At 63.0% G+C, this 23,715-nt stretch carries 26 protein-coding genes and 1 pseudogene; 12 read left to right on the top strand and 15 right to left on the bottom strand.

Annotated features, from left to right (window positions below; translation table 11 throughout):
- Positions 1-137: 137 nt before the first annotated feature.
- Positions 138-1,835 carry a radical SAM protein gene (locus tag ACK3SC_RS04665; RefSeq protein WP_416838948.1) on the bottom strand — a complete coding sequence of 566 codons (1,698 nt, stop codon included), beginning with the start codon at positions 1,833-1,835 and terminating at the stop codon, positions 138-140.
- Between the two features lie 188 nt (positions 1,836-2,023).
- Between ACK3SC_RS04665 and ACK3SC_RS04660 the strand changes: the two genes are divergently transcribed.
- Both ACK3SC_RS04660 and ACK3SC_RS04655 read left to right on the top strand, forming a co-directional pair.
- Positions 2,024-2,182 carry a hypothetical protein gene (locus ACK3SC_RS04660; protein ID WP_416838947.1) on the top strand — a complete coding sequence of 53 codons (159 nt, stop codon included), beginning with the start codon at positions 2,024-2,026 and terminating at the stop codon, positions 2,180-2,182.
- On the top strand, positions 2,179-2,646 hold the full coding sequence (locus ACK3SC_RS04655) for an Hsp20/alpha crystallin family protein (RefSeq protein ID WP_416838946.1): 468 nt from the start codon (positions 2,179-2,181) through the stop codon (positions 2,644-2,646). Before ACK3SC_RS04660 ends, ACK3SC_RS04655 begins: the two co-directional genes overlap by 4 nt.
- A 6-nt stretch (positions 2,647-2,652) precedes the next feature.
- On the opposite strand, the gene ACK3SC_RS04650 is transcribed toward ACK3SC_RS04655, so the two are convergent.
- Positions 2,653-3,834 carry an NAD(P)/FAD-dependent oxidoreductase gene (locus tag ACK3SC_RS04650; RefSeq protein ID WP_416838945.1) on the bottom strand — a complete coding sequence of 394 codons (1,182 nt, stop codon included), beginning with the start codon at positions 3,832-3,834 and terminating at the stop codon, positions 2,653-2,655.
- A 55-nt stretch (positions 3,835-3,889) separates the two neighbouring features.
- On the bottom strand, positions 3,890-4,672 hold the full coding sequence (locus ACK3SC_RS04645; RefSeq protein WP_416838944.1) for a luciferase: 783 nt from the start codon (positions 4,670-4,672) through the stop codon (positions 3,890-3,892).
- Between the two features lie 432 nt (positions 4,673-5,104).
- Here ACK3SC_RS04645 and ACK3SC_RS04640 point away from each other — a divergent pair, with 432 nt between their 5' ends.
- Positions 5,105-5,596 (top strand): DoxX family protein, encoded by a 492-nt coding sequence (locus tag ACK3SC_RS04640; RefSeq protein ID WP_416839941.1) that lies wholly within the window; start codon positions 5,105-5,107, stop codon positions 5,594-5,596.
- 224 nt (positions 5,597-5,820) lie between these two features.
- Here ACK3SC_RS04640 and ACK3SC_RS04635 read toward each other — a convergent pair whose 3' ends face one another.
- The 4 genes from ACK3SC_RS04635 to ACK3SC_RS04620 all read right to left on the bottom strand — a co-directional run bounded on the left by ACK3SC_RS04635 (position 5,821) and on the right by ACK3SC_RS04620 (position 9,302).
- Positions 5,821-6,417, bottom strand: a complete 597-nt coding sequence (locus ACK3SC_RS04635) for an NUDIX hydrolase (RefSeq protein WP_416838943.1) — start codon at positions 6,415-6,417, stop codon at positions 5,821-5,823.
- A gap of 29 nt (positions 6,418-6,446) precedes the next feature.
- Positions 6,447-6,977, bottom strand: coding sequence for a hypothetical protein (locus tag ACK3SC_RS04630; protein WP_416838942.1), 531 nt, complete (start codon positions 6,975-6,977; stop codon positions 6,447-6,449).
- On the bottom strand, positions 6,974-8,074 hold the full coding sequence (locus ACK3SC_RS04625) for a glycosyl transferase family 2 (RefSeq protein ID WP_416838941.1): 1,101 nt from the start codon (positions 8,072-8,074) through the stop codon (positions 6,974-6,976). Before ACK3SC_RS04625 ends, ACK3SC_RS04630 begins: the two co-directional genes overlap by 4 nt.
- A gap of 67 nt (positions 8,075-8,141) precedes the next feature.
- Positions 8,142-9,302 carry an MFS transporter gene (locus ACK3SC_RS04620; protein WP_416839940.1) on the bottom strand — a complete coding sequence of 387 codons (1,161 nt, stop codon included), beginning with the start codon at positions 9,300-9,302 and terminating at the stop codon, positions 8,142-8,144.
- A 135-nt stretch (positions 9,303-9,437) separates the two neighbouring features.
- On the opposite strand from ACK3SC_RS04620, the gene ACK3SC_RS04615 reads away from it, so the two are divergent.
- Positions 9,438-9,608: an HVO_0758 family zinc finger protein gene (locus ACK3SC_RS04615; protein ID WP_416838940.1), complete on the top strand. Its 171-nt coding sequence runs from the start codon at positions 9,438-9,440 to the stop codon at positions 9,606-9,608.
- Between the two features lie 48 nt (positions 9,609-9,656).
- Here the strand turns inward: ACK3SC_RS04615 and ACK3SC_RS04610 are convergent, their stop codons facing one another.
- The 5 genes and pseudogenes from ACK3SC_RS04610 to ACK3SC_RS04590 form a co-directional block, all read right to left on the bottom strand.
- The gene (locus tag ACK3SC_RS04610; RefSeq protein WP_416838939.1) at positions 9,657-10,748 is read right to left on the bottom strand and encodes an aldo/keto reductase; all 1,092 of its coding nucleotides are present in this window, start codon (positions 10,746-10,748) and stop codon (positions 9,657-9,659) included.
- A 157-nt stretch (positions 10,749-10,905) separates the two neighbouring features.
- A complete protein-coding gene (locus ACK3SC_RS04605; protein ID WP_416838938.1) occupies positions 10,906-12,090 on the bottom strand; it encodes a DHH family phosphoesterase in 1,185 nt (394 codons plus the stop codon).
- Positions 12,091-12,191: 101 nt separating this feature from the next.
- Positions 12,192-13,088 (bottom strand): SDR family oxidoreductase, encoded by an 897-nt coding sequence (locus tag ACK3SC_RS04600; protein ID WP_416838937.1) that lies wholly within the window; start codon positions 13,086-13,088, stop codon positions 12,192-12,194.
- Complete coding sequence (locus ACK3SC_RS04595; RefSeq protein WP_416838936.1) at positions 13,085-13,504, bottom strand: DUF5791 family protein; 420 nt, start codon at positions 13,502-13,504, stop codon at positions 13,085-13,087. Before ACK3SC_RS04595 ends, ACK3SC_RS04600 begins: the two co-directional genes overlap by 4 nt.
- Positions 13,505-13,576: 72 nt before the next feature.
- Positions 13,577-13,843: pseudogene (locus ACK3SC_RS04590) on the bottom strand (hypothetical protein); the annotation flags it as partial.
- A gap of 102 nt (positions 13,844-13,945) precedes the next feature.
- Between ACK3SC_RS04590 and ACK3SC_RS04585 the strand changes: the two are divergent.
- On the top strand, positions 13,946-15,028 hold the full coding sequence (locus ACK3SC_RS04585; protein ID WP_416838935.1) for a tubulin/FtsZ family protein: 1,083 nt from the start codon (positions 13,946-13,948) through the stop codon (positions 15,026-15,028).
- 71 nt (positions 15,029-15,099) lie between these two features.
- On the opposite strand, the gene ACK3SC_RS04580 is transcribed toward ACK3SC_RS04585, so the two are convergent.
- A complete protein-coding gene (locus tag ACK3SC_RS04580; RefSeq protein ID WP_416838934.1) occupies positions 15,100-16,449 on the bottom strand; it encodes an alkaline phosphatase family protein in 1,350 nt (449 codons plus the stop codon).
- Between the two features lie 170 nt (positions 16,450-16,619).
- Positions 16,620-17,441, bottom strand: coding sequence for a hypothetical protein (locus ACK3SC_RS04575; RefSeq protein WP_416838933.1), 822 nt, complete (start codon positions 17,439-17,441; stop codon positions 16,620-16,622).
- A 156-nt stretch (positions 17,442-17,597) separates the two neighbouring features.
- On the opposite strand from ACK3SC_RS04575, the gene ACK3SC_RS04570 reads away from it, so the two are divergent.
- The 3 genes from ACK3SC_RS04570 to ACK3SC_RS04560 all read left to right on the top strand — a co-directional run bounded on the left by ACK3SC_RS04570 (position 17,598) and on the right by ACK3SC_RS04560 (position 20,391).
- Positions 17,598-18,038, top strand: coding sequence for a DUF5788 family protein (locus ACK3SC_RS04570; protein ID WP_416838932.1), 441 nt, complete (start codon positions 17,598-17,600; stop codon positions 18,036-18,038).
- On the top strand, positions 18,035-19,783 hold the full coding sequence (polX, locus tag ACK3SC_RS04565) for a DNA polymerase/3'-5' exonuclease PolX (protein WP_416838931.1): 1,749 nt from the start codon (positions 18,035-18,037) through the stop codon (positions 19,781-19,783). Before ACK3SC_RS04570 ends, polX begins: the two co-directional genes overlap by 4 nt.
- 98 nt (positions 19,784-19,881) lie before the next feature.
- A complete protein-coding gene (locus ACK3SC_RS04560) occupies positions 19,882-20,391 on the top strand; it encodes a Mut7-C RNAse domain-containing protein (RefSeq protein ID WP_416839939.1) in 510 nt (169 codons plus the stop codon).
- Positions 20,392-20,432: 41 nt separating this feature from the next.
- Here the strand turns inward: ACK3SC_RS04560 and ACK3SC_RS04555 are convergent, their stop codons facing one another.
- Positions 20,433-21,392: a ribonuclease BN gene (locus ACK3SC_RS04555; RefSeq protein ID WP_416838930.1), complete on the bottom strand. Its 960-nt coding sequence runs from the start codon at positions 21,390-21,392 to the stop codon at positions 20,433-20,435.
- Between the two features lie 145 nt (positions 21,393-21,537).
- On the opposite strand from ACK3SC_RS04555, the gene ACK3SC_RS04550 reads away from it, so the two are divergent.
- The 4 genes from ACK3SC_RS04550 (at position 21,538) to ACK3SC_RS04535 (ending at position 23,682) form a co-directional block, all read left to right on the top strand.
- On the top strand, positions 21,538-21,819 hold the full coding sequence (locus ACK3SC_RS04550; RefSeq protein WP_151110123.1) for a DUF5789 family protein: 282 nt from the start codon (positions 21,538-21,540) through the stop codon (positions 21,817-21,819).
- Between the two features lie 2 nt (positions 21,820-21,821).
- Positions 21,822-22,493, top strand: coding sequence for a type II CAAX prenyl endopeptidase Rce1 family protein (locus ACK3SC_RS04545; RefSeq protein ID WP_416838929.1), 672 nt, complete (start codon positions 21,822-21,824; stop codon positions 22,491-22,493).
- Positions 22,490-23,074, top strand: coding sequence for a GrpB family protein (locus ACK3SC_RS04540; RefSeq protein WP_416839938.1), 585 nt, complete (start codon positions 22,490-22,492; stop codon positions 23,072-23,074). Before ACK3SC_RS04545 ends, ACK3SC_RS04540 begins: the two co-directional genes overlap by 4 nt.
- 152 nt (positions 23,075-23,226) lie before the next feature.
- Positions 23,227-23,682 carry a DUF302 domain-containing protein gene (locus tag ACK3SC_RS04535; protein ID WP_416838928.1) on the top strand — a complete coding sequence of 152 codons (456 nt, stop codon included), beginning with the start codon at positions 23,227-23,229 and terminating at the stop codon, positions 23,680-23,682.
- Positions 23,683-23,715 lie beyond the last annotated feature (33 nt).

Below are 23,715 nucleotides of genomic sequence, written 5' to 3'. Positions count from 1 at the left end.
GTACTGCCGCACTCGCACGAACAGACGCTGTCTCGACCCAGACAGACCACGGTTACGAGTGAACCACCCACCGGTCTTGCGAGTGAACGAGAGAGTACTCTTTCACGTGAAGAACGCCGTCAGAAGCGCTGTATCCTCTACTGAACGTATTTGAGTAGATTCGCGTCGATACCCACGTCGGCCGGGTCGTCGTAGGGGCGGTTCACGACGATGTCGCCGGCAGTCGACCGGCCGATACCGGGAATCGCCGTCAGTTCGTCCATCGACGCGTCGTTGATATCCAGCGGATACGGGACGCCCGTGACAGACCGGTAGCCGTGGTCGGTGACGACGATATCGACGGTCCGGCCCAGTTCTCGCTCGCCGGGGATGCCGACGAGGAGTGGGTACGTTCCGAGTTGCCGGCCGAACGTCCGCCCGTCCTGGTGATATTCGAGGTGAACGTCCGGGAGGACGGTCCCCGGCGGGGCGACCCGTCGGAGCATCGGTCGGTCGATCTCCTCGCGGACTTCCTGTTTGTACGTCTTGAACAGCTGTTTGTGGTCGCGGGCGATAGACGCGCCAGTCTCGGACATGTCCGTGCCGTCGAACGCCATGACCTGCCGGATGTTGATACGGCGGACCATCAGGCCCTCGTCGTAGACGCGCTGGAGGAATCGCTTGTTGTGCGCGAACGTCTCTTCGGATTCGCCTTTCAGGCCGTGGAGGAGGTTGATTCCGGGCAGCAGTTTCGGGAGGCGACTTGCGGCGTCCGGGCCGTGTGTTGGCGCGTCTGCCGGGTCGTCACCGGGCCGCCACCCAGCGACTTCGTTGACGATTTTGACCGCCTCGAAACACTCGTCCGCGGAGACGTTGAGGTTGTTCTCTTCCTGAACGACGGGGTCTGCCGATTCGAGGCCGAATGCGGCGGTGTCGCCTGCCGTGTTGTGTTCCGCGATGATGCGGAGTGCTTCGCGCGATTTTTCGGGCCACTTGACGATGGTAATCGGGTTGACGTTGTCGAGGTGGAGCGTCCCGAGGTCGGGAGCAACCTCGCGGATGCCGCCGTAGAGACGACGCAGTGCGTCTGGATTCGGTGCTTCGCCGTCGCCGCCGAACGCCAGGATGTCTGCCTGTCGGCCGAGGCGGAAGTGCCGTGCGCCTCGGTTGTACAGATTCTCGACTTCCCTGACGACGGAGTCTGCGGTTCGGAAGGCGGGATTTCCGTAGAGCGGTTCGGTACAGAACGAACATCTGTAGGCACACCCGCGAGAGGTCTCCATCTCGCAGATGAGGTGGTCGGGGTGGTTCGGGTGTTGTTCGACGACGAACGCCCCGTTAGCCGCCCAGCGGTCGAGTTCCTCGTTGTCGCGCATCCGGTTCCCGAAGCCTTCGAGACCGGAATCGACGAGGTCGTAGGCGGCCGCCTCGATGTCGCCTTTGGCGACGAAGTCGTAGTCGAGGTCCTTGCGCTGCATGTCCTGTCCGCCGGCGTTTTCGTCACCGACACCGAAGCGAATCGGCCCGCCCATGAGCGCGGTTCCGTCGGCGACCCACGCGAGTTCGCGGACTTCGTCGGGTTCGGCGGGCGTTCCGCCGACGTACTTGCCGGGGACGGTCATGCCGCCGATGTAAATCATGAGGTCCGCGTCGGCGACGTCGCGCCACTTCTGGCGGTCGTCGCGGAGTTCGTCGATGGTGTGATAGACGACGTTGGACTCGGGGACGCCCGCGTCGACCACCGCACCTGCGGTGAATCGCGGATACGTCGAGATGTACGGCGGCACCCCGAAGTGCGCCGGTTCGTCGACGTATCCGTCGACGATTGTCACGGTGAGGTCGGCGGGGTCGGTCATCGGTCGCGATTCGCGTTCGACGCTGAAAACGCAACCGGTCCAGCGTCAGGGTTGTGAGCGTCCAGCACCGTCGCGGCGAGAAGCGACGACGACCACGAGGTTCTACGGGCGAGATGAGACGACTCCCCCGACGTGTGACGAGTTCCGCCTCCCGCGCGTTTATGAGCGTGGGAACGCTACAATCGGGTATGCCTTCGACGCTCGAAATCAAGTGCACCAACGAAGATTGCGAACTCGACATGTTCGAGTTGCACTACACCTACGATATGCCGCACGACGTGACGCTCGCAGACTTCGACTGCCCGTACTGCGGCGAACAGCAGTTCCTGGAGGAGATTCAACTGTGAGCGACCTTCGAAAGTTCGGCGAGTCGGCGGCCAACGCGGTTCTCGAACGCGTCGGTCGAGGCATCAGCCAGATGCAAGAGCGCAAACCGCTCGCCCACGACCTGCTGGAATCCGACGACGCCTATCTCCTCGTCTTCGACGCGCCGGGTGCCCACGCCGAAGACGTGCAGGTCCGCTTCCTCGACGGCGAAGTCGAGATTCGTATCGACCGCTTCCGCGACTTCCACGAAGGCTTCGAGATGCGCTTCCCCGGCCGCGGCCTGACGCTCTCGGGGAGCGCACCGCTTCCCTCCGATGCCGCCGTCGAAGCGGCCGAGGGGTCGGCGACGGTCAAGAAGAACGGCACGATACAGATTCGAATTCCCAAAGACGAACGCAGCAGCGACATCCAAGTCACCGAAGAAGGCGACGAATCCGCGGACGAAGCTGTCGATTACGACGACGTCGACGACCAGGACGCCTGAGTTCTCTCACTGTCGGTCGGTTCTGTTCGGTCGTCCCTCTGTTTCGGTGTCGTCCGGTTGCGTCATCCCCTCCACGACGGCGAACGACTCGTCGCCGTCGAACCGACGCGGGTCGAACGGGTCGGGGACGACGCCCGCGTTCTCGAGAATCTCTCCAGCGAGGAGTTCCCCTATCGCCGGTGCCCACATGAATCCGTGGCCGTGCCACCCGCACGCGACGTAGACGCCGTCTGCGACTTCGCCGACGAGTGGATTTCTGTCCGGTGTTGCACCGCAGAGCCCCGCCCACGCCCGCTCGACGCTCGGGTCTGTGTTGGTTCTGTGCCCGGCCGCCGCGAGCGAGTCGCGGACGAACCAGTCGTCTGCGGTTTCGTCCCACTCGTCCGGGGTGGCCTCGACTGGTTCGACACCGTCGCCTGCGAGGACGCCCGACGGATGGGGTCGGAGATACGACTCGTCCGTGGCGTCGTAGACGATTGGTCCGTGGTAGTCGCAGCTACCGACGAGCGCCTGCACCCGATACGGTTTGAGCGCAATCGGATAGCCTGCGGCTTCGAGCACGCGGCGTGAGTGGACGCCCGCCGCGACGACGACGGCGTCGAACACGTCGGTCACGTCGTCGTCGACCACGTCGCCGTCGACGACGACACTCGGTGGGTCGGCCCGAACAGACACCGCGTCGCCGACGTGGAACTCTACGCCCACGTCTTCGCAGTTGTCGACGAACAGGTCGACGTAGGTCGCCGGGTCGGCCCAGCCAGCATTCTCCGCGACGCCCGCCAACGCAACGTCGTCGGTTCGGATGGGGAACCGCTCTGCAACCTCGTCGGCGCTCTCCGTCGATACCTCGCGGCCGTGAACCTGCATTCGTTCGACTGCCTCTTCGAGCGCAGAGACTGCGGCGTCGTCGCCCTCGCGCGCCAGAAAGACGTACGGCGTCTCGTGGAAGATGAACTCACCAGTTCCCGACAGTGACCGAATTCGCTCCATCGCTCGGTCGGCCACCGACACGTCGATATCCTCGGCGTAGGCGTCGTAACAGATGCCTGCTGCGCGGCCAGTCATCCCCGACCCGGGTGCGTCCCGCTCGAAGAGCGAGACGTGCGCGCCGCCAGTTGCGAGGTCGTGGGCGACAGTCAGACCGACTGCGCCCGCGCCGACGACGGCGACTCGGTCGGGAGTATCCATACGCACCGCTGAGTCGGCATGCTATTTGAATGAATGGGGGTGGAGAGCGAGTTCCCTACGTGGTGAACTCGTCGACGCCGCGTGCGGGGTAGCCGACGAAGAGGTCGACACCGATGTCGCGCAGGTCGTCGATACGCTCGCGAACGTCTGCGACAGACCCGATGAGCGCGTAGTCGCGGGCGGCCTTGAGGAGAACCTCACGCGCGCGACCCTCGGCCGACGAGTCGGTGGGCGCGCCGTCCGGGAGCGCCCGGGCGACGGGTCGGCGTCGTGAGACGTACGCGCCGACAGCGTCGAGAATCTCGTCATCGTCGGCGGAGAGGACAGTCGGTGCGTAGAGTGCGATTTCACCGTCGTATCCGGCGGCCCGAAGCGCACGAACGTCGCGGCGGGTCGAACGCGACAGCAGTTCGTACTGGGTGCCACCGGCGGCGAGCGCGATTCGCTCGATTCCCTCGGTGCCGACCCACGCGTCTGGGACACGCTCTCGCGCGGCGCGGAGTCGAGGTGCGACTGGCCGCCGCTTTTCTTCGTCGGTCAGATACGCGGGGTGACCAGCGACCAGCACTTGATTGACACCCGCAGGAACCCAATCGAACAGCGAGTCGTCACCGAGTGGGTCGAAGCCATCGACTCGAACTGGCGTCGTCAGTCTGACTTCTTTCTCTTCGGCGAGCGCTTCGAGAACGTCGCTGTCGGGCATCCTGTGCGGACCTTCGTAATCGATGGCGACGATATCCAGCGGGATATCGAGCGCTCGACGCACGTCACACTCGGCGGGTTTGAGTGCGACCGCATCCAATCCAGCTTTCGAGACCGCACGTCCGGCGGTCAGCATGCTATCACCACAAAAATTTCAGTACCGTCGCGGAACGCGATCCATCGTCTGTGCGACCATGTGAGAACGGATAGCGCGGTTGACGGCAAAACCCTGTCGATGACGGCGATGCTAACCTCGCGAACAGACCCTTATATACTGCAGTTACGGCGACAGCACCAGATGCACAAACTGTCACGATTGTTCCACACATAGCCGCCAGTCGGTGGTTCGCCTCTCGAACTCTCAGAATTGTGAAGTTCGGGCAATTGTCTAATCAAGTGAACTGGCGAATTCGGGGAGGAAACGGGCTCAGCGGTGCTGTTTCGATGATTCCCAGTTCCAAAGATTCGGAAATCATTCTCTCTTTATATGGCATGTCGGCCCGACGTTTCAGATGTAAGGTGAACTAAGATGGCCGAAACCGGACAGATTCAGATGCTGGGGAACCGCATGGACTTCGACTACTCGCAGGGCGTCACTGGGTACGTCCTCCTGCTCGTCCGCATCCTGACGGGCTACTGGTTCCTCCACGCGGGCTGGGGGAAACTGATGGGTCCCGAAGCCTTCAACGCAGGCGGCTGGCTGGCCAACGCGACCGGTGGCTCGCCCATCCACGGCTTCTTCGTCTTCGCGGCGAACACCCCGTGGCTGCTCGACCTGACGAACTTCATGATTCCCGTCGGTGAATTCCTCATCGGTCTGGGAATCCTCCTCGGGGCACTCACCCGGCTCGCTGCCTTATTCGGTGGCGTCCTGATGGTGTTCTTCTACCTCGGGAACGCCGACTGGGGCCACGGCCTGGTCAACGGCGACCTCTTCGGCCTCCTGCTGTTCCTCGTCATCGGCACCACCGCTGCGGGGAGCATCTACGGCCTCGACGCCATCATCCAGAAGATGGAGTTCGTCCGCCAGCGCCCGGCGCTCAAATACCTCCTCGGCTGAAGGCCGGATACCGGCCAGACGAGAGGGGGATTTCGGTGGCTGATTTTTGACGTGTGTTACACCGCGAGCAGTGGCGACACTGGTGAGTGAGCGTTGCAGGACGCGATGCTGTGGCTCGGAGGCGACATTCGGTCTGTGGCTCGGAGACCAGTCATTCGGTCTGTCGCCCGTCTCGACACATGTCTGTGAGAAACAGGAAGCAAGAGACAGGAAAAAGGAACCGGCTACACTGGGTAGTCGGCGTCCGCATCGACGATTCGGTCGACTTCTGGCGGGGCTTCCCACTCTGTCGTGAGTTCGAGGAGTTGCACGAGCATTCGCCCCGTCGCACCCCAGACGGTGTAGCCGTCGACGTGGAAGAAGTGGAGTCGAACCTCGCCGTACTTCGGATGGTCACGGAGTTCCGACTCGTAGTTCGCCCGGTCGGTGAGGTCGTCTACCGCGAGCGCGGCAATCTCGGCGACCTCCCGGTAGTCTGGTTCGTACTCGCGGTCAGGAATCGTCGCCACGAACGGGGTGACGGCGTAATCGGTCACGGTCTGGATGTCGTCGAGACGGCCGTGAAACGTGACTTCCTCTGGGAGGAGCCCAATCTCTTCGTTGGATTCTCGCAGGGCAGTCGCTCTGAGGTCCACGTCGACAGGTTCGCTCCCGCCGCCGGGGAAACTCATCTGGCCCGGGTGTTGTCCGAGGTGGTCCGCACGCTTCGTGAACAGAACGTGCGGCCGCTCGTCGCGGAACAAAACGGGGGCGATGACCGCCGCCCGTCGTCCCGCCTCGACTGCCACCGGTTCGTGTCGGGTGACGCCCGCGAGGTCCATCGTCACACATCGTAAAGTGACGGCGCGACTTAGGCCTGCCCCTCTTCGGCCAATGCTGCGTCGAGTCGCTCTCGAATCTCCGCCACGTCGGTGTTCGCCCACGCTTCGAGGTCGTAGGTCACGTCGAGCAGTCGGGCGATTTCGTCGGTGTCATCCGAGTTGACTGCGGCCGCCGCGGCCGCACGCAGACGCGCTTCGACCTGTGTCGCGAGTTCGTCACGCGGCACCTCGCGTTCGGGATAGTCGAGAATGTGTGGCAGGTCTTCTGCCCGCGGCGGCAACGTCGGAAAGGCCATCGGTCCGACAGTGATGAGTTCACTCGGTTCGTCGCTGTCCGCATCCGAGGGTGAATCTTCACGCTCCCCAACGGCATCCGGGTCGTACGCGACGAGGTAGTAGGCTTCGATGGCGTCCGAGATTGCATCAGAGAGTGCGTTGGTGTCCGTTTCGCGGCCCTGCTTGAACGCGAGTTCGTCGAGTGCATCTTCGAGTTCCTCGCGAGTGAGCGCTCCGAAGAGGTCGACGACGCCCGCCAGGTCGTCGTACATCGACTCGCTCATCGTCCCTCCTGTATCGCCGCGATGTCATCGGCCGCAGCAGTGAGTACGTCCTCGGGCGAAATCGATGTGTCCGCCCACGGTGGAAGTCGGGGGTCTTCGTCCGGTTCGACGACGGCGTCGGCGTACGTCTCGACCTGCTTGCGTTCACCTGTTCGGTCGTAGCCGAATCCATTGAACGCCGCGTCGGCGGCGTACTGTTCGACGAACTGGTAGCCAGTTTCGCGATACCGCTCGGCGAGTGTCTCGTAGTCGGGAGAGACACCGTGTTCAGTTACCGTTTGGAGGAGCGTCCGGCCGACAGACTCGCTCATATCCGAGAGTCCGGTCGGGCCGCTGATGGCCCGATGGTCGTGTTCGTACGAACCGAGGTCAACTTGCGCGCTTCTGTCGAATCCTGCGTGAGTGAATGCGTCACCCAGTGTGCCGACTTCGAGACCCCACGCGCGAGGCAACCGCATCTTCTGTGCGAGGTCGCTCGTCATCGCGAACTCACCAGCGAGTGCGTACCGGAACGAGTCGAGATAGTGGACGATTGGCGCGTTCGTCTCGTCGGCGAGCGTGCGGACCAGCGGGGCGTAAAAGAGGCGAAAGAGGCGGCCGTACAGGGTGCTGTCTTCGACGCGGGCGTAGTATCCCTTCGAGAAGTCGTGGCCGTGAGCGAGGGGGAACAAGAGTCTCGTGACGTACCGTTCGTCGTAGGTCTTCGTGTCTGCATCATGGACGACGACGTACTCCTCGCGGGCGGCACAGCCGAGGGCTAACCAGACGTCTCGGCCTTTCCCTCGTTCGCCGTCGATGCCGTGGTCGTCGAGGAGTTCGGTTACGCGAGGTCCATCACACCAGACCACGTCGAGCGGGAGGTCGAACTCGTTCAACCAGTCGACGAACGGAACGACGCGCTCGGCGGGTGCGCGAAGCGGGACGACGACGCGGGCGGGCGACAGCGACTCCAGTGTCGAGAGGACGTGTTCGGCCGCGAGGCCGGCGTACTCCCGTTCGGTCATCGGGACAACGACGGCCGCCCGGTCTATCGGGGCGTCCGGAATCGACCCAGAGAGGTCGTGGAGCGTGGTGACCCGCTCTTGTACGTACTCCATCGACTGAGTCGTGGGACTGGGTGAGCAAAAGTGCGGCGAGAGTGGCGGCGACTGCCGACGCTGTCGCTCAGTTTGGAATCCGACCGGTCCGCTGGAAGACGACTAATCCCGTGACGACGACACCAAGTCCGAGGGCGAATCCGACGAACACTTGGTCGAAAGAGTACCCGACGTCGGTCAGATAGCCGACGACGCCCGACCCGCTTGCCTGGAAAATCATCATCCCGAACGAATAGACGGAGTACGCGCTGCCACGACTCTCGTCGGGGAGCGTGTCGAGCAAGTACGCATCGAGCGCCGGAAACAGGCTGTGCATGACGTATCCGATGATAGCTGTGACGACGAGCAAGGCGACGAAGCCCGTCGTCTGGGTGAGGACGAGGAGCGAGGCGACGAACGCGGTGAGGACGCTGAGGATGTACGGCACCCGTGGGAGTCTGTCCGCGAGACGCCCCGAGACGAAGAACGCCGGCACACCCGCGCCGAAGACGACGGTGAGCATGTTGCGCGCTGTCGCCGGCGGGAGGCCTTTCGTCTCCATGTAGAGTTCGTAGAAGTTGAACACGCCTTGCCAGACGAATCCCGTGAATCCGAGGATGACGATGCCGGTGAGAATGATACGCCACTCTTTGCGGACGGCCTCGAGGAGGTCACGGTCCGACGCCCCAGCAGCCGGGAGGTCAGTCGAACGTGCGGTGAGGAACAGTGCGACGGTAACGATGGCGGCGGCGAGACCGATACAGACGAAGACGAGTTGCCACGACGCCGAGACGAATCCGTAACGAGTCACGATTTCCGGCCCGACAGCGAGGACGAGCGTGACGAAGGGAGCGACGGTCACGGCGGCGAGTGCGCTCGCAGTTCCGTGGATACCCATCGCGCGTCCCACGCGCTCTGGATACAGTTCGCTCACGAGTGGATTCGCCGCGACGAAGTATGCACCCGAAGCGAGGCCCATGGACGCAGCACCGACCATCAACATCTCGATCGACTGGGCGCTGGCGGTCAACGTGGACGCGAGGATGAGGATGACGCCGGTACCGAGGACGACGTAGTGGCGGGGAACCCGCGTGAGAATCCATCCCGTCGGGATTCGGAGGGTTGCACTCCCAAGCCAGACGAGCGTCGCGACGAATCCGACAGTCGCTCGGTTGACTTCGAAGAACGTGATGAACTCACCGAGGAGAGGGGCAAAGACGACTCGCGCCAGATTGACGAGAAATATCATCCCACAGAGGGTTCCAAAGAGGCGGCCACGTGACACGCTCGAAACCCCGGTCCCTGGAGTGACAACCCTTTCGAAGCGAGATTCAGTTGCCGGGTTGCCGGCGGCTTTTTATGTGCGTTACACAAACGAAGATTCATGAAGACAACGCGGAAGGGCCTTCGAGACGGCGACTTGGATAAAGACACCTACGGGCGACTGACCTGCGCAGAGTGCGGCGAATCACTGAAGAAACGGAACGACCCGGACGAAGTGTTCGCGCTCCGCATCTGCCCCGACTGTGGGGTCCAGTACAAAGAACTCAGATAAGACACCAACCCTCTCGAATCACACCGACCGAACCACCCTCTCTCGCCGTCACTCGAAGACCGAATCGAATGCCCGCGCGCCAAGCGGGTCGAACGTGCCAGCGGCAACATTTTCTGCGACGTGGTCAGGCGACGACGCACCGACTAATGCGGCAGTGACACCGGGCGCACTCCGTGAGAAGTTGAGCGCGCGTTGCGCGAGCGTCTCTCCCGTCAGCACGTCGGAGACGGATTCCGGAATCTCCCGTGCGAGGTCACCCTGTGCGATGCTCGCGCTGGCGAAGACGTGGAGGTCGTGTTCGTGTGCGTACCACAGCGCACTCGTCAGGTCGCCATCATCGGTCTCGTGGGCATCGACGGTGAACGCGTCGGCCATCACGACGTTGAACGGGAGTTGTATCGCGTCGAGCCCAGACTCGTCGTTACCGACTGTCTCGGCCGCGCGTTCGGCCCGACGAACAACTTCTGGAAGCGAGAGATACGCGTCGTGGTCGGGTGGGACGCGGAACGCCTCCCACGTGGCGACACCGTACCGACCGATATCGTCGGCGGCGACGCGCCGTTCGAGGACTTCGAAGGCCGCCTCGATGCGGTCGTACACCGTCTCACAGTCGGCGACTGCCAACTGTGTCTCGGGGTTGTGGAGGTAGTAGAGGTCGATGTGGTCGAGGTCCAAGAGGTCGAGCGAGCGGTCGACCATCTCGTCGACGAACTGCGGGGCGATGGTGTGACTGCCGTGTGCGAGTTCGTCCCGAGTTGCGAGTCCGGCGTCGAGAACTGTCTCTCGGATGTACTGGCCGGGGTTTTCTGGCTTGGAGCGGTCGAAGGGGACGAACCCTGCCTTCGACGCTACGACGACGGCGTCGCGGTCGGTCGCTGTCTCGCGGAGTGCGTCGCCGACCACGCGTTCTGAGCGGCCGTGGCGGTAGTTCGACGCCGTATCGACGAGGTTGATACCGCTCTCCAGTGCGAGCACGAGCGACTCACGGTATCTGTCGTCTACCTCGTCTGTTGGCGCTCCGAGATACGTCCCGATGCCGATACTCGACACGACACCGGGGCCGAATCGACGGAAGAAGGTCCGACCGAAACTGTCGCCGAAGCGATCACGGTAGGTCCACGTCCCCCGTTCAGTAGCCATGCGCGGCGCTAGGTTGGCAGACGGTTAAGGGCCACCGGTTCGGCAGCGAAGCAGTGAACATCGAATCGAACGCTTCGGCAGCCAAGCAGTGAACATCGAATCGAACGCTTCGGCAGCCAAGCATCGAACAGCAAACAGCGAACGCTTCGACGACGCGTCAGATGTCGCCCGTGAGCGCCTCGAAGATGTCCTCGATGAGTTCGTCACGGACGATGCCGTTCCCGTTGCCGCCGTCAGCGACGGTGTCAGGGCGGAGAATCTGTCCGCCACCCATGCGAGCGTGGCCGCCGGCGCTGGCACCACGGTAGTCGGTGAGCGCCGCTTCGAGGGTTCGGCCCATGTGGACTCTGTCGTCGCGGGAGCGACCCGAGAGATAGACGTTGCCGTCGCGTTCGCCGCAGACGACGGCGGCGGTGACGCCTTCGAGCTGGATGAGTTCGTCTGCCGCCTGGGGAATCGCGTCGACGTTCGAGAGCGACCCGATGTCGGCGACGGCGAACGGGCCGCGAACGTCGCGCCCAGCGATGGCGCGTGCTTTCGCTTCGAGCACTTCGCGAGAGACTTCGGGGTTGGCGATGCGGTCCAAGTGGTCTTCGTTGACGCCGGGGAACAGATAGCCCGCGGCGTCGAAGTCGGCGGACGAACATCCCGCTGTGAGGTTCTTGGTGTCGGTGAGAATTCCGTAGACGAGCCCCGTCGCAACTTGCGAGGGAACCGTGTAGGTCGAGTTGACTTCGCTCGCGTGCATGTCCGGGGGGACGGGTTTCGCGCCAACGTCTCGGAAGTACTCCGCGACGATACTCGAACAGGCACCGTAGTCGGTGCGCACGTCGGTGAACGCCTCGCCCGTGCCATCGCCGGGGTGGTGGTCGATGACTGCGTACGGGAGGACGCCTTCTGCCCCCGCGAATCCACGCGGGGAGTTGTGATCCACGAGGACGACTGCCTCGGCGGCGAGGTCACTCACGTGGTCGATAGCGTCTAAATCGAGGTCGAGCACGGTTCGGAACGCGCGGTTTTCCTGATGGCGAATCTGCCCTGCGAACTGAATCGTCGGCGTCGTGCCGACCTGTTCTGCGAGACAGGCGACGCCGATTGCGGCCGCCATCGCGTCGGGGTCCGGGTTGGGGTGCATGAGGACCGCCACTTCGTCAACATCTTCGAGTGCCTCCACGAAGCGTGTCCCCATCGGGCGCTTGAAGCGAATCGCGGCGTAGAGCGCGAGGACGACGGCACCGATTCCGACGACGATGGCCGCCGCTAACTCCGGGTGAGTGCTGACGAACGAGCCAACCGACTCGAATATCTCGGTCGAGTCGTACTGCCCCACCGAACCGGCCATACCCAAGACGACTGGAGGAGATGCTATGAATATTCCCCCTATTCGAGCATTCACGATTGACAGGTTGTCTGGGGGCCAAACCTATCGGCGAGAGAAGATGCTCAGTGGTGATTCGCCCGATAGGCGTCGATTGCCGCGCGGTAGCCAGCTCGATATGTTGGAAATGTGAACTCGTAACCGAGTTTTCGGAGCCGCTCGTTCGAACAGCGCTTGCTCGTCAGGATGCGACGACGAGCGGCCTCGGAGAGGTCACCATCGTTGAGTCGGTCGGCTTTCGACTGCTTTTCGGGGCGGGGAACGCCGCACTCGTCGGCAAGCCAATCTGCGAACGCGTGTTTCGAGACGGGTTCGTCGTCGACGACGAGGACTGTGTCGTCTCGTGCGCGGTCGGTTTCGAGGAGGTACGCGACGGCACCGGCAGCGTCGTCGCGGTGGACCATGTTGAGATAGCCTTCGGTGACCGGGCCGGTCAGGTAGCGTTCGAGGCGATACCGGTCTGGACCGTAGAGACCGGCGAAGCGAGCGACAGTACCGTCGAGTCCGCACTCGGCGGCGTACTCGCGTGCGACGCGTTCTGCCTCGGCCAGCACGCGTGTCTTGTCGGTCGTCGGGTCGAGCGGGGTCGATTCGTCCACGAATGCACCGCCGTGGTCGCCGTAGACGCCCGTACTCGACGTGTAGACGACTCTGTCCGGCACGTCGTCGCGCGCGGCGAAGTGGTCGATGGCGGTTCGGAGCCCCTCGACGAAGACTCGTCGGGCCGCATCCGCACCGCGCCCGCCAGAACTCGCCGCGAAGACGACGTGGTCCACGTCGGGGATGTTCTCGAGAGATTCCGCGTCGGTCACGTCGGCACGAATCGCCGTCGCACCGGTTGCAGAAACGGCGTCGAGACCGGCGTCAGACCGCCGGACGCCCCACACGTCGTGGCCGTCGGCGACGAGTTGGCGGGCGAGTTCGAGGCCGACGTAGCCACAGCCGAGGATGGCGACCCTCATCGCTCGTTTCGAACGGCGATGACGTGGTGGATGGCGGCGAGTTCGTCGAGCGTCGCCGCCGTCCGGCCCTCGATAGCTTGCTGAATCTCCTGCCCAGAGAGGTCGAGGTCGACTTCGGACGCGAGTGTGTCCACGTCGAGGATTCCCGTCGTCATTCCCATGAGGAGATGGTCGCGGAACTCCCACACGATGGCGTCTGCGTCGGGGTATCCGTCGGCGAGCGCGAGAATCGACGCGGCCTGTTCGAGCGTCAGTTCCAGCACCCCGTTCGAGAGCGTCTCTTCAGAAACGTTGGCGGCGTCGGCGGCGGTGGTCGTCCCGGTCGCAGCAACTGCCTCGCGGACTTCGTCTTCGTAGGCGGCCCGGAGTTCGTCGACGGTGACGGTGCCGGGATTCGCGACGGCGTCGTACAACATATACCGGGATTTGGGCAGTCGGGCGGCAAAACGGTTGTCACTCGGTACGGGATGGGTAGTGGACGACGACCGTCACACACCTCGACAGTCGGTGGGGATGGTACACCCAGGTCCGCCCGCCCATCCTTCCGAGCGTTCATCGGCGTCACCATCGATGTCACCCACGCCGACTCCCGATGGCGGGACGGCGATGACGATAGCCGTCTCGACAGTGAAGGCGACGCGCTCGCTCTGACCGACTGTCTCTGCTGTCCCGTCGTCGTCCCAGTCGATTGTGACTGTCGACCCGTCGCGGGCGTAGGTGAGCGACTCCGTTCCGTTGCCACGGGCGTGGACCCGTCATCCGACATAAACCTCAGGACCGAGAGACGGGGTGCGCATTCGCTCGCAACACGTCACCGCTGGGGAACGTTGAAGAGACGCCCCAGAGTGGCTTGTGGTATGAAAACCGTCCTGATTGGTGTGGGACAAGCAGGTGGAAAACTCACAGCGGCCCTCCAGTCGTTCGACCAGCAGATGGGATTCGGTGCCGTCCTCGACGCGATCGGGGTGAACACCGCGAAGACAGACCTCCAGTCGCTTCCCTTCGAGACCGTTCTCGTCGGCCAAGACCGGGTCAAGGGACACGGTGTCGGCGGCGACAACGAACTCGGTGCCGACGTGATGAAGGCAGATTCGGCGGAGGTGATGTCGGCACTCGACGGTCGCGTCACGGCGAAGACGGAGTCGATATTCGTCGTCGCCGGCCTCGGCGGCGGGTCGGGGTCGGGCGGTGCGCCCGTCCTCGCCAAGGCACTCAGCCGCGTCTACGACATCCCCGTCTACGTCCTCGGTATCCTCCCCGGCGAAGACGAGGGTGCGATGTATCAGGTGAACGCCGGCCGGTCGCTCAAGACCATCGCACGCGAGGCAGATGCGGTCCTCCTCGTCGACAACGACGCGTTCCGGTCGTCCGGCGAGTCGATGCAGGAAGGCTACGACGCCATCAACGACGCAATCGCCAAACGTGTCGGACTCCTCCTCGCCGCCGGCGAAGCAGTCGAAGGCGTCGGCGAGAGCGTCGTCGACAGTTCGGAAGTCATCAACACGCTTCGCGCCGGCGGCATCGCCGCACTCGGATTCGCGAGCGCCGAAGCCTCGGAGGTTGCAGAAGAGAACATCAACGCCGTCATGAGCACGACCCGGCGGTCGCTTCTCACCGGGACGAGTCTGCCCGACGCGAGCACCGCCGATTCGGCGCTCGTCGTCGTCGCTGGGAAACCAGAGGTGATTCCGCGGAAAGGCGTCGAGCGCGCCCGGCGGTGGGTCGAAGACGAAACGGGGAGCATGCAGGTCCGCGGTGGCGACTTCCCGCTGGAGAGTGGACGCCTCGCATCACTCGTCCTCCTCAGCGGCGTCGAGCGCTCAGAGCGCGTCGAATCGTTCATGAAACGCGCTCGCGAGGCTATCGAAGATGCCGAGACCGAAGTACGAACGGACCAGACCGAGCAGTGGGCGAACGACGAACTGGACGATTTGCTGTAAGCGGCGAGAACGGAGAATGTTCGGTTGACGCAGAACGCGTCTGCCGAGTCGTGGGTTGGTACGAGTCGCGGTTACTGGCGAATCAGACTCGCGCCGTCGAGTTCGGTGCGCGTGTAGTCGAGTTCCATCAGTTCGAGAATCGTCGGCGCGATGTCGTAGAGGTCGGCGTCTTCGATTTCTGCCTCTGGGTCGTCGACGAAGAGCGACGCGTTGTCGAACGAGTGCATGCCGTTTCGCGGACCAGTTCCGAAGACTTCGTCGTGGCCTTTGAACCCGGACTTCAGGTCGAATCCGTGGTTCGGGATGACGACGAGGTCCGGAGCGATGTCGTCGTGGTCGCCGCGGAAGGCCTCTTCTTTGACGACGACGCGGTCTGCGACCTTCTTCCCGTTGGGGCCTTCGAGGGCTTCGAGTTCGGCTTTCAGTTCGGCACGGACGGTTTCGTACTCGTCTTCCGGAACCGAGCCACGAGGTTCGCGGCCTTCGAGGTTGATGAAGAAGCGACCGGGGATGAGGGAGTACGCCCTCGAATCGGAGTCGATGTCGTTCAGCGAGTCGTGGTCGTCGGACTCGTAAGAGAGCCATCCTTCCTGTTCGAGCCAGGTGTTGCAGTGGACTTCGTAGTCGAGCGAGGTGAAGCCGTGGTCGGAGGCGACGACGAGGGTCACGTCTTCGGGGAGGAGGTCACGGATGTTTCCGATGTACTCGTCGACTTTGCGGTAGAACTCGACGAACGCGTCTTTGTTCGGGCCGTCGCGTTCGTAATCTTTGAAGAGGAAGTGGTTGACGCGGTCGGTCGTCATGAAGACGCCGAAGAAGAGGTCCCAGTCGTCTTTCTCGAGGTAGTGTTCGAACGCTTCGTATCGTTTGTCGAGCGTCTCGTGGGCGTCCTCCATGAAGGCCGTCTTGTCGTCGTCGTGGCCGAGTTTGGCGTTGACGTCGATTTTGTAGCCCATCGCTTCGAGGTCGTCGCGGAACTCGTCGGGGAAGGCGGCTTTGTCGACGCTGGGCGAGAGGAACCCAGAGACCATGCGCTGGATGTTGCGTTGCGGTGGGAACGTCACGGGGACGTTCATCACCGTGGCCTGCCGCCCTGCGTCGGTGACGCGGTCCCAGACGCGAGTCGCCTGTACGTCACGACCCATGGGGACGTACGTGTCGTACGAACCGACTTCGCGGTCTTGGAACCCGTAGACGCCAGTCTCACCGGGATTGACACCGGTCGTAAGTGCCGGCCAGCACGCGCTGGATTCTGGCGGGACGATACTGTCGATAGCACCACCCGAACCGTCGTCGGCCAGTGCCGCGAAGTTCGGGAACTCCTCGGGATGCTCAGAGAGGAGGCTAAATGGTACCCCGTCGATACCGATGAAGGCGACGCGGGGATGGTCCTTTCCACGGAGTCGGTCGAACAAACCCATGCTTCACGATATCCAAGATAGCCATAAGAAGGTTCGTCTATGTACGCGCGTTTGCGGCGATGTACGACGAATACGAGCGCGTGTCCGTGACCGCGGAGAGCGTTGCCGGCAGATGACAGGTCAAAGCAGGGCAGAAAAACAGGTTAGCGGGACGAAAACAGGCGTCGCGGTCAGGCCCGCGGCGACCCGCGTATGTTGAGCGGTCGTTCACTCGAGATGGAGGTCCGTCCAGTCGCACGAAGTTCGCTCACGGCGACGAACACCACACCCCACAGGATGAGCGCAGACGCCCACATCAGCCCGAGACTCGATGTCTGCGTCGGGAAGACGAGAGAGAGGACACCGAAGTAGATGGCGAGACCAGCGGTCAACCACGCGACGAAGCGGTGGCCAGTAGCGCCCGCAGAGGCCACGAGCCCGAGCAGGAGCAGTCCGATGGCCATCGTCGTCATCTCCATGTAGTGGCCTAAGAGCGAGTGGACGTCGCCCGAACCCTGCAGGGTGAACTGGTTCACCGCGAACGCGAGGACGGGGATGGCCGCCACGGCGACGAGGCCGAGGAGCGCCGGACTGTAGTCGTCACCGAACGAGAGCATCTCACCGCCGGCCGGGTGGAACAGTGACATCAACCCGATGAGGACGAAGAACGGCAGTACTTCCTGGACCGGGCCGCCACCGACGATGGTTCCGATGAGGAGGAGCGTGATGAGGGCGAACGCGGCTTGCATCAGTGCCACCCGCTTGAGCGGGCGGTACAACTGACTCGCCACGCTCAGGATGACTATCCAGACGTTCGCCGCGATAATCATCACGTGGAGGCGATGTTCTGCGAGCACCTCGCCGCCGGTCCCCCACCCGGTGAACGAGAACATGAGTAGGTCCGAAACGAACGCCGCTGCCATTCCGAGCGTCACCAACGCGAGCAGATAAAACGCATAGATACGGGCGCGCTTGAACGCCGTCGATTCGCCCTGCTCTCCAGACTGTTGCATGTTACCAGTGGACATGGTTGCTAAGAAATACGTTAGAATACAAGATAACCGTTATCTGGGGTTTTCGGACCTGTTACTCCCCGTGAAGTTCTTCGGGTACTGTAAGACACTGGTGTGGGCGAAGGAGCGAAGTGCCACGCGAGGTAACGTCAGTACGTGAAGGAGTTCGAGCGCAAACAACTCCTGGAGCGCGTCAACCGCGAGGGGGCGACGGTGGGCGCACAGATTCCCGACCGAATCGACATCCAGGGAGAACGGATAGACCTCAAGGAGTTCGTCTTCGAGATAAAACGCCGCGACACCGTCCCGCCGGGAGAGCGTGACCAGGTCGACCAGGCAAAGCGAAATCTCCGCCGGGAGCGCATCGAACGGCTCCAACCCATCGAAGACGGCGAGATAAGTTACGAGGAAGGACGCAAACTCGTCGACGACATCATCGGTATCGACCGGGCGCTGAACGCCCTCGAGCAACTCCGACCTGCCGACCTCGAACAGGAGGCCAAACTGCAGAACGCCGCCGACCAGAAGCGCTGGATGAACTTCTTGAAGAAGGCGCTCGGACGCGATGGCGGCAAAGGCAAGCGAGGTGGCCGATGAGTCGAAACGACGAGGTTGCGAGACTCCTCGAAGAGTTCGCAGACTTACTCGACGCGAAAGACGTGGCGTACAAACCGTCGAGTTACCGCCGCGCCGCCGAGAACGTCCGCGAGTATCCGACACCCATCGAGGAACTCGCCGCCGACGGCGCAGACGCCGTCGAAGAAATCGACCGGGTCGGCGACGCCATCTCGTCGAAGATCGTCGAGTACTTCGAGACGGGCCACATCGAGGAGTTAGACGACCTGCGCGAGGAGTTACCCGTCGATATGGCTGGGTTGACGAGCGTCGAAGGCGTCGGCCCGAAGACGGTCGGCAAACTCTACGACGCACTCGGAGTCACCGACTTAGACGAGTTGGAAGCCGCCGCCCGCGACGGGAAGATTCAGGAACTCAAGGGCTTCGGTGCGAAGACAGAAGCCAACATCCTCGACGGTATCGAGTTCGCCCGCGAGGCCACTGGCCGAGAGACGCTCGGCAAAGCACGGCCCATCGCGGACGACTTACTGGCGTATCTCCGCGAGAGCGACGCAGTTGGCCGGGCGGAACCCGCCGGGTCGATGCGGCGGTGGCGCGAGACGGTCGGTGACATCGATATCCTTGTCGCGAGCGACGACCCCGAGGCGGTCATCGACCACTTCCTCGCGTCGGACCTCGTCGCAGACACCATCGAAGCGGGCGCACAGAAAGCGAGCATTCGCGTCGACGCGATGCGCGTGGACCTCCGCGTCATCGACTCCACAGAGTACGGTGCTGCACTCCAGTACTTCACGGGAAGCAAAGACCACAACGTCCACCTGCGAAACATCGCAATCGACCGCGGCCTCAAGATGAACGAGTACGGGATGTTCGATATCTCCGACGTTGCAGACGCCGAGAGCGGCCCTCGTGTCGGGACACGCGTCGCCGGCGAAACAGAGGAGTCGATGTACGCCGCGCTCGACTTGCCCCTCATCCCGCCCGAGATGCGCGAAGATACCGGCGAGATACAGGCGGCCACCGATGGAACGTTGCCGACGCTCATCGAAGAAGGCGAGATTCGCGGTGACCTCCACACGCACACCGTCTGGTCGGACGGAAACAACACCATCGCGGAGATGGTCGCCGCTGCCGAAGAACGCGGCTACGAGTATCACGTCGTCTCTGACCACGCCACGGGACCGGGGATGGTCGGCGGTGTCGGTGTCGAAGACGATGAACTCCTCGAACAGGTCGACGAAGTTCGCGCCGTCGCCGCCGACGCCGACATCACTGTCTTCACCGGTGTCGAAGCCAACATCGACGCCGAAGGCGGCATCTCGGTGGCCGACGAGGTCCTCGACGAACTAGACGTTGTCGTCGCCTCCCCACACAGCGCACTCGACCAGGACCGCGAGACGGCGACCGAACGACTCGTCCGAGCGATGGAACACCCTGCAGTCGATATCCTCGGTCACCCCACAGGCCGCCTCATCAACCAGCGCCCGGGTCTCCCAGTCGATTACGAACGACTCGCCGCGGCCGCCGTCGAAAACGGCGTCGCACTCGAACTCAACGCGAGTCCGTACCGCCTCGACCTGAACGGCGAAGCGCTCAAAATCGCCGTCGAAGCGGGTGCACCCATCGCCATCGATACCGACGCACACCGGCCGGCCGGTTTAGACCAGATTCGCTACGGCATTCACACGGCACGTCGTGGCTGGGTCGAGGCGGCCGACGTGGTGAACACGTGGCCTGTCGAGGACCTGACGGACTTCCTGCATTGACTGACGACGCTCGGCCGACTGAGGGCGACCGCGACGAAACAACGCGCGACGGAAATGGCCACGACGAGACAGGACGCGACGAAACTGACCGCGACGAAATCGGCGCGAACCACCCCGGAACGGTCGCATCGGGCGTCGAGACGGCCACAGCTGACGACACTGCACTCCTTCTGGACGTGATGCTCGGCAAACTCGCAACCTACCTGCGGATGTGCGGATACGACGCCGCGTACGCGATGGACGGAGACGGGGAAGACCCCGGCGACGAGCGATTGCTCGCGCGTGCCAGTGCCGAACACCGTGTCCTTCTCACCCGCGATATCTCGCTGGCCGGGCGGGCCGACCGAAGCGTCCTCTTGGCCGGGCGAACGCCGATAGTTCAACTGCGTGAACTCGAATCGGTGGGGTTCACCATCGAACTCGGTGAACGGCCAGCACGGTGTGGCGCGTGCAATGGACCGGTCGGACCACTCGGTGACGACGAGCCGATTCCGGAGTTCGCTCCGGACCCGACGGAGACGACACTCTGGCGGTGTCGTGACTGCGGACAGGTGTTCTGGCGAGGAAGTCACTGGCGCGACGTCGAGTCACGGTTGAACGAGAACTGAAACGAGAACTGAAACGAGAACGTCGAAACTGCGCGGTCGAGTTAGTAGCGACTTCGGGGGAACCACTCGTCGCAGGCTTCCATATCCTGCATCATCTCGTCGTGCGCAGCGCAGTAGGGTTGGAGGCCGTCCGAGGTGCGGACGTATTCGAAGTAGGTGCAGTTACCGCAGTATCGGTCGCCGACCATGCTGTCCTGTGGTCGGTTCGCGTCCGGGTGTTCCATCGCACCTTCCGGTGACCGGGTCGGCGAAGCGCCGACAGTATCGACACCCTGCGCAGAGTGCGTCGTCTCGGTGGACTGTGTGGCCGGTTCGAGGTCGAGCGGTGTAATCGTCTGCGACGACGCACCGCCGTCGGTTGCTCCTGCGGTGTTGGTCATAGGCGAACTCGAAGCCGAGTTGGTCTGTGTCTCCACGTCGCCGTCGGGCGTCCCGCCGAGGAAGCCGATACTGCTGAGGCCGCCGCGGACGCTCTGTTCGACTTCGACGATGCGGGTCTCTCCCTTCTTCGTCACCTGCACGGTGGCCGTCCCACCGGGGTCGTTTCGCGTCTTGAAGTTGGCGACGCCGACGAAGAGACACCAGAAGGTGGTGATTGCGCCGAAGAAGTAGACGGTGACGGTCTCGAGAGTCAGGTCAGTGAGGCCAGCGCCACAGGTGGCACCGGTCCACTGGCAGGGGTAGGCGTGTGAGAAGAGGCCCACACCCAGAACAGCGATGCTCGCGCCGATGACCGCTGCTGCACGAGTGCGACGACTTGCCGGTAAGACGGCAAACACACCGAGGAAGACGGCAGGAACGCCGATTCCTCCGAGGATGCCCCCGAGTTCGCGAGCCTCACCGAGTGTGGCACCCCCCGACGTGTAGACGTCGGTCGTCGTGACCACGATGCCCGCGATGACGAGCAGTACACCGGTGATGAAGACCCCGAACCCCAGGGACAGCCGTCGGAGACTCGGGCCACCCCGGCCGCCGTGATATGCCTCCGAAAGACTGGTCATGAAACCGTGTACGAAACCTGCCCCTAAAACGATGCGTCAGACGATTGTCTGTTTATCGACACGTCGTGGGCTTGCGTTCTCGACCGGCGTCGAGGCCGATAGGAATCTCGAAGGGATTATCATGCGCGGTGGCTAACCTCCGCCCATGGCTGACGAGGAAGCAGACGAAGCGCCTGCCGTGGAACTTGGCGAAGGCGAGTCCGTCGAAGGTGCGCCCCTCGCGCGTGTGGCGTCTCGACTGACGTGGCCCCAAGAGAAGAGTAGCATCCTGAAGAAAGAAGGCGACGCGGTCATTCGGACACCGAGCGGCCCACAGACGCTCGAAGACGTTCTCGCCGACGTCGACGAGACGTACTTCGACACGCGCCAGACCTTCGTCAACGACGTGCTGGACGTCGTCGGCCGAGGTCCGGTCGCGACCGAATAGCGGTGCTCCGTCGTCGGTTCGCGCGACTTCCGTGGCTCTATCGCGCCCTTCTCGTCGGAGGCGTGGTCGGTGCCGCGTGGAGCCTCTGGCCGATTCCTGCCGGCGACCTTACCTACCGTGCGGTCCACGACGCGCTCTTGTTTATCCTCGTCCCCGGAGCGCTCGCACTCTCACACGGCCGTAATCTCGGGTGGAACGTAGACCGAACGGCACTCAGAAACACCGTCCTCCTCGCACTGTTCGTCCTCCCGTTCTACCTCGTCGGGTCGTCACTCCCGACGATTCGGACGTACTACCCGATGTGGCACACCTCGACGGCACTCGTCGAGTTCGTCCCGCACGCCGCACAGCAACTGCTCGTCGTCGTCGCCGCGGAGACGTACTACCGAGGATTGCTCTGTGTCGGCATCCGCGACATCGGTCGGAAGAGCGCGCTCATCAGTCCGATTCTCTACGCGTTCCACCACGTCGGAAAACCACCGATAGAGCTTCTGTTGTCGGCCCCAACTGACGTGCTCTTCGGCCTCGTGGATTACGAGAGTGACTCGATTCTTCCGTCCATCGTCGCCCACGGATTCGGACTCATCCTCCTCGACTGGTTGGTGCTCCACCCACCGCTGTTCCCACCGGACGAGGTGGCCGCAGCACTGCAGTGGCTTCCAATTCCGCTATGACCGCCGGCGAAGGTGACGAAGACGGTTCAACAGACACCAGTGACGACAGCAAGTCACCACTCGGACTCGCTCGCGGAACGGTCGAACTCGTCGCCCACAATCCGGCGTGGCACGACGCCTACGAACGCGAAATCGAGCGCCTTCGGTCTCGACTCGACATCACGGTCCTCGGATTCGAGCACGTCGGGAGCACTGCGATTCCGGGTATCGCCGCCAAGCCAATCGTCGATATGCTGCTGTTGGTTTCGGACCTCGACGAGCGTGACGGGCTGGCAGCGGAACTCGAAGACGTGGGCTACGAAGAGCGACCGAACGACGACGTTCCAGACCGGCGATTTTTCGCCCGTGGACCACCGTCCCGCCGGACGCACTATCTCTCTGTGACCGAACACGGAAGCGACTGCCACCGAGAACAGGTTACGTTTCGTGATGCCTTGCGGGCGGACCCCGAACTCGCGGCCGAGTACGACCGGCTAAAGCAGTCGTTGGCCGAGGCACATCCAGACGAGCGCTCGGCCTACACCGACGCGAAGTCGTCGTTCGTGGAGTCGGTGCTCGAAGCGTCTCGACAGTCGGAGTGAGTGACTCACAACAGACTGGAAGCGCGAGAGAACGCTTCGGGCCACCGTTCTGGGTCGATTCCGTACTCGCCTCCGTTTCGAAAACAATTGTCTCCTGTGCAAATCGACTACAATACCGTAGATTTTCACCGCTGGAGCCTGAACACGAACCTATGGGACTCCCAATCGACCCAACAGCCATCAAACCGGAAGACATCGGTGAAGAGCGAGTCGTTCTGCACATGGAACACGAGGCGGCAATCGAGCACGTCCGCGAGGCCTTCACGGACGCTGGGTTTGGTATCGCAACCGAATTTTCGCCGTCGGAGATGCTCAACGAGAAGGTAGATGCCGGACGTGACCCGTACCACGTCCTCGGTGCCTGTAACCCCTCGATGGCGGACCGTGCACTCGGTGCCACTGACAACAAGATGGGCGGCCTCTTCCCGTGCAACGTGGTCGTCTGGGAGGAAGAACCGGGCACACAGGTCGTCTACCACCTGAGCATCATGCGCGTCGCCCGACTCATCGGCATCGCACCCGACAACGACGAGATGGCAGACATCATCGCCGAGACGGGTGAACTCGTCGAGAAGGCGCTCGCCAACCTCGACGCTGTCGAAGCGTAACTGTCGTCGTTTTCCGGTCGGCCCGTTTATTCG

It is taken from the genome of Haloferax sp. DFSO52, assembly GCF_048158745.1.
Taxonomy (GTDB): Archaea; Halobacteriota; Halobacteria; order Halobacteriales; family Haloferacaceae; genus Haloferax.
Note: the sequence above shows the minus strand (reverse complement) of the source record. Positions and strands in the feature narration are given on the sequence as shown.

Bases quoted from the DNA above. Each gene is read 5' to 3' on its own strand.
- ACK3SC_RS04665 (WP_416838948.1), bottom strand. From the start codon at position 1,835: ATGACCGACCCCGCCGACCTCACCGTGACAATCGTCGACGGATACGTC.
- ACK3SC_RS04660 (WP_416838947.1), top strand. From the start codon at position 2,024: ATGCCTTCGACGCTCGAAATCAAGTGCACCAACGAAGATTGCGAACTC.
- ACK3SC_RS04650 (WP_416838945.1), bottom strand. From the start codon at position 3,834: ATGGATACTCCCGACCGAGTCGCCGTCGTCGGCGCGGGCGCAGTCGGT.
- ACK3SC_RS04645 (WP_416838944.1), bottom strand. From the start codon at position 4,672: ATGCTGACCGCCGGACGTGCGGTCTCGAAAGCTGGATTGGATGCGGTC.
- ACK3SC_RS04640 (WP_416839941.1), top strand. From the start codon at position 5,105: ATGGACTTCGACTACTCGCAGGGCGTCACTGGGTACGTCCTCCTGCTC.
- ACK3SC_RS04635 (WP_416838943.1), bottom strand. From the start codon at position 6,417: ATGGACCTCGCGGGCGTCACCCGACACGAACCGGTGGCAGTCGAGGCG.
- ACK3SC_RS04630 (WP_416838942.1), bottom strand. From the start codon at position 6,977: ATGAGCGAGTCGATGTACGACGACCTGGCGGGCGTCGTCGACCTCTTC.
- ACK3SC_RS04625 (WP_416838941.1), bottom strand. From the start codon at position 8,074: ATGGAGTACGTACAAGAGCGGGTCACCACGCTCCACGACCTCTCTGGG.
- ACK3SC_RS04620 (WP_416839940.1), bottom strand. From the start codon at position 9,302: ATGATATTTCTCGTCAATCTGGCGCGAGTCGTCTTTGCCCCTCTCCTC.
- ACK3SC_RS04615 (WP_416838940.1), top strand. From the start codon at position 9,438: ATGAAGACAACGCGGAAGGGCCTTCGAGACGGCGACTTGGATAAAGAC.
- ACK3SC_RS04610 (WP_416838939.1), bottom strand. From the start codon at position 10,748: ATGGCTACTGAACGGGGGACGTGGACCTACCGTGATCGCTTCGGCGAC.
- ACK3SC_RS04605 (WP_416838938.1), bottom strand. From the start codon at position 12,090: ATGGCCGGTTCGGTGGGGCAGTACGACTCGACCGAGATATTCGAGTCG.
- ACK3SC_RS04600 (WP_416838937.1), bottom strand. From the start codon at position 13,088: ATGAGGGTCGCCATCCTCGGCTGTGGCTACGTCGGCCTCGAACTCGCC.
- ACK3SC_RS04595 (WP_416838936.1), bottom strand. From the start codon at position 13,504: ATGTTGTACGACGCCGTCGCGAATCCCGGCACCGTCACCGTCGACGAA.
- ACK3SC_RS04585 (WP_416838935.1), top strand. From the start codon at position 13,946: ATGAAAACCGTCCTGATTGGTGTGGGACAAGCAGGTGGAAAACTCACA.
- ACK3SC_RS04580 (WP_416838934.1), bottom strand. From the start codon at position 16,449: ATGGGTTTGTTCGACCGACTCCGTGGAAAGGACCATCCCCGCGTCGCC.
- ACK3SC_RS04575 (WP_416838933.1), bottom strand. From the start codon at position 17,441: ATGCAACAGTCTGGAGAGCAGGGCGAATCGACGGCGTTCAAGCGCGCC.
- polX (WP_416838931.1), top strand. From the start codon at position 18,035: ATGAGTCGAAACGACGAGGTTGCGAGACTCCTCGAAGAGTTCGCAGAC.
- ACK3SC_RS04555 (WP_416838930.1), bottom strand. From the start codon at position 21,392: ATGACCAGTCTTTCGGAGGCATATCACGGCGGCCGGGGTGGCCCGAGT.
- ACK3SC_RS04550 (WP_151110123.1), top strand. From the start codon at position 21,538: ATGGCTGACGAGGAAGCAGACGAAGCGCCTGCCGTGGAACTTGGCGAA.
- ACK3SC_RS04540 (WP_416839938.1), top strand. From the start codon at position 22,490: ATGACCGCCGGCGAAGGTGACGAAGACGGTTCAACAGACACCAGTGAC.
- ACK3SC_RS04535 (WP_416838928.1), top strand. From the start codon at position 23,227: ATGGGACTCCCAATCGACCCAACAGCCATCAAACCGGAAGACATCGGT.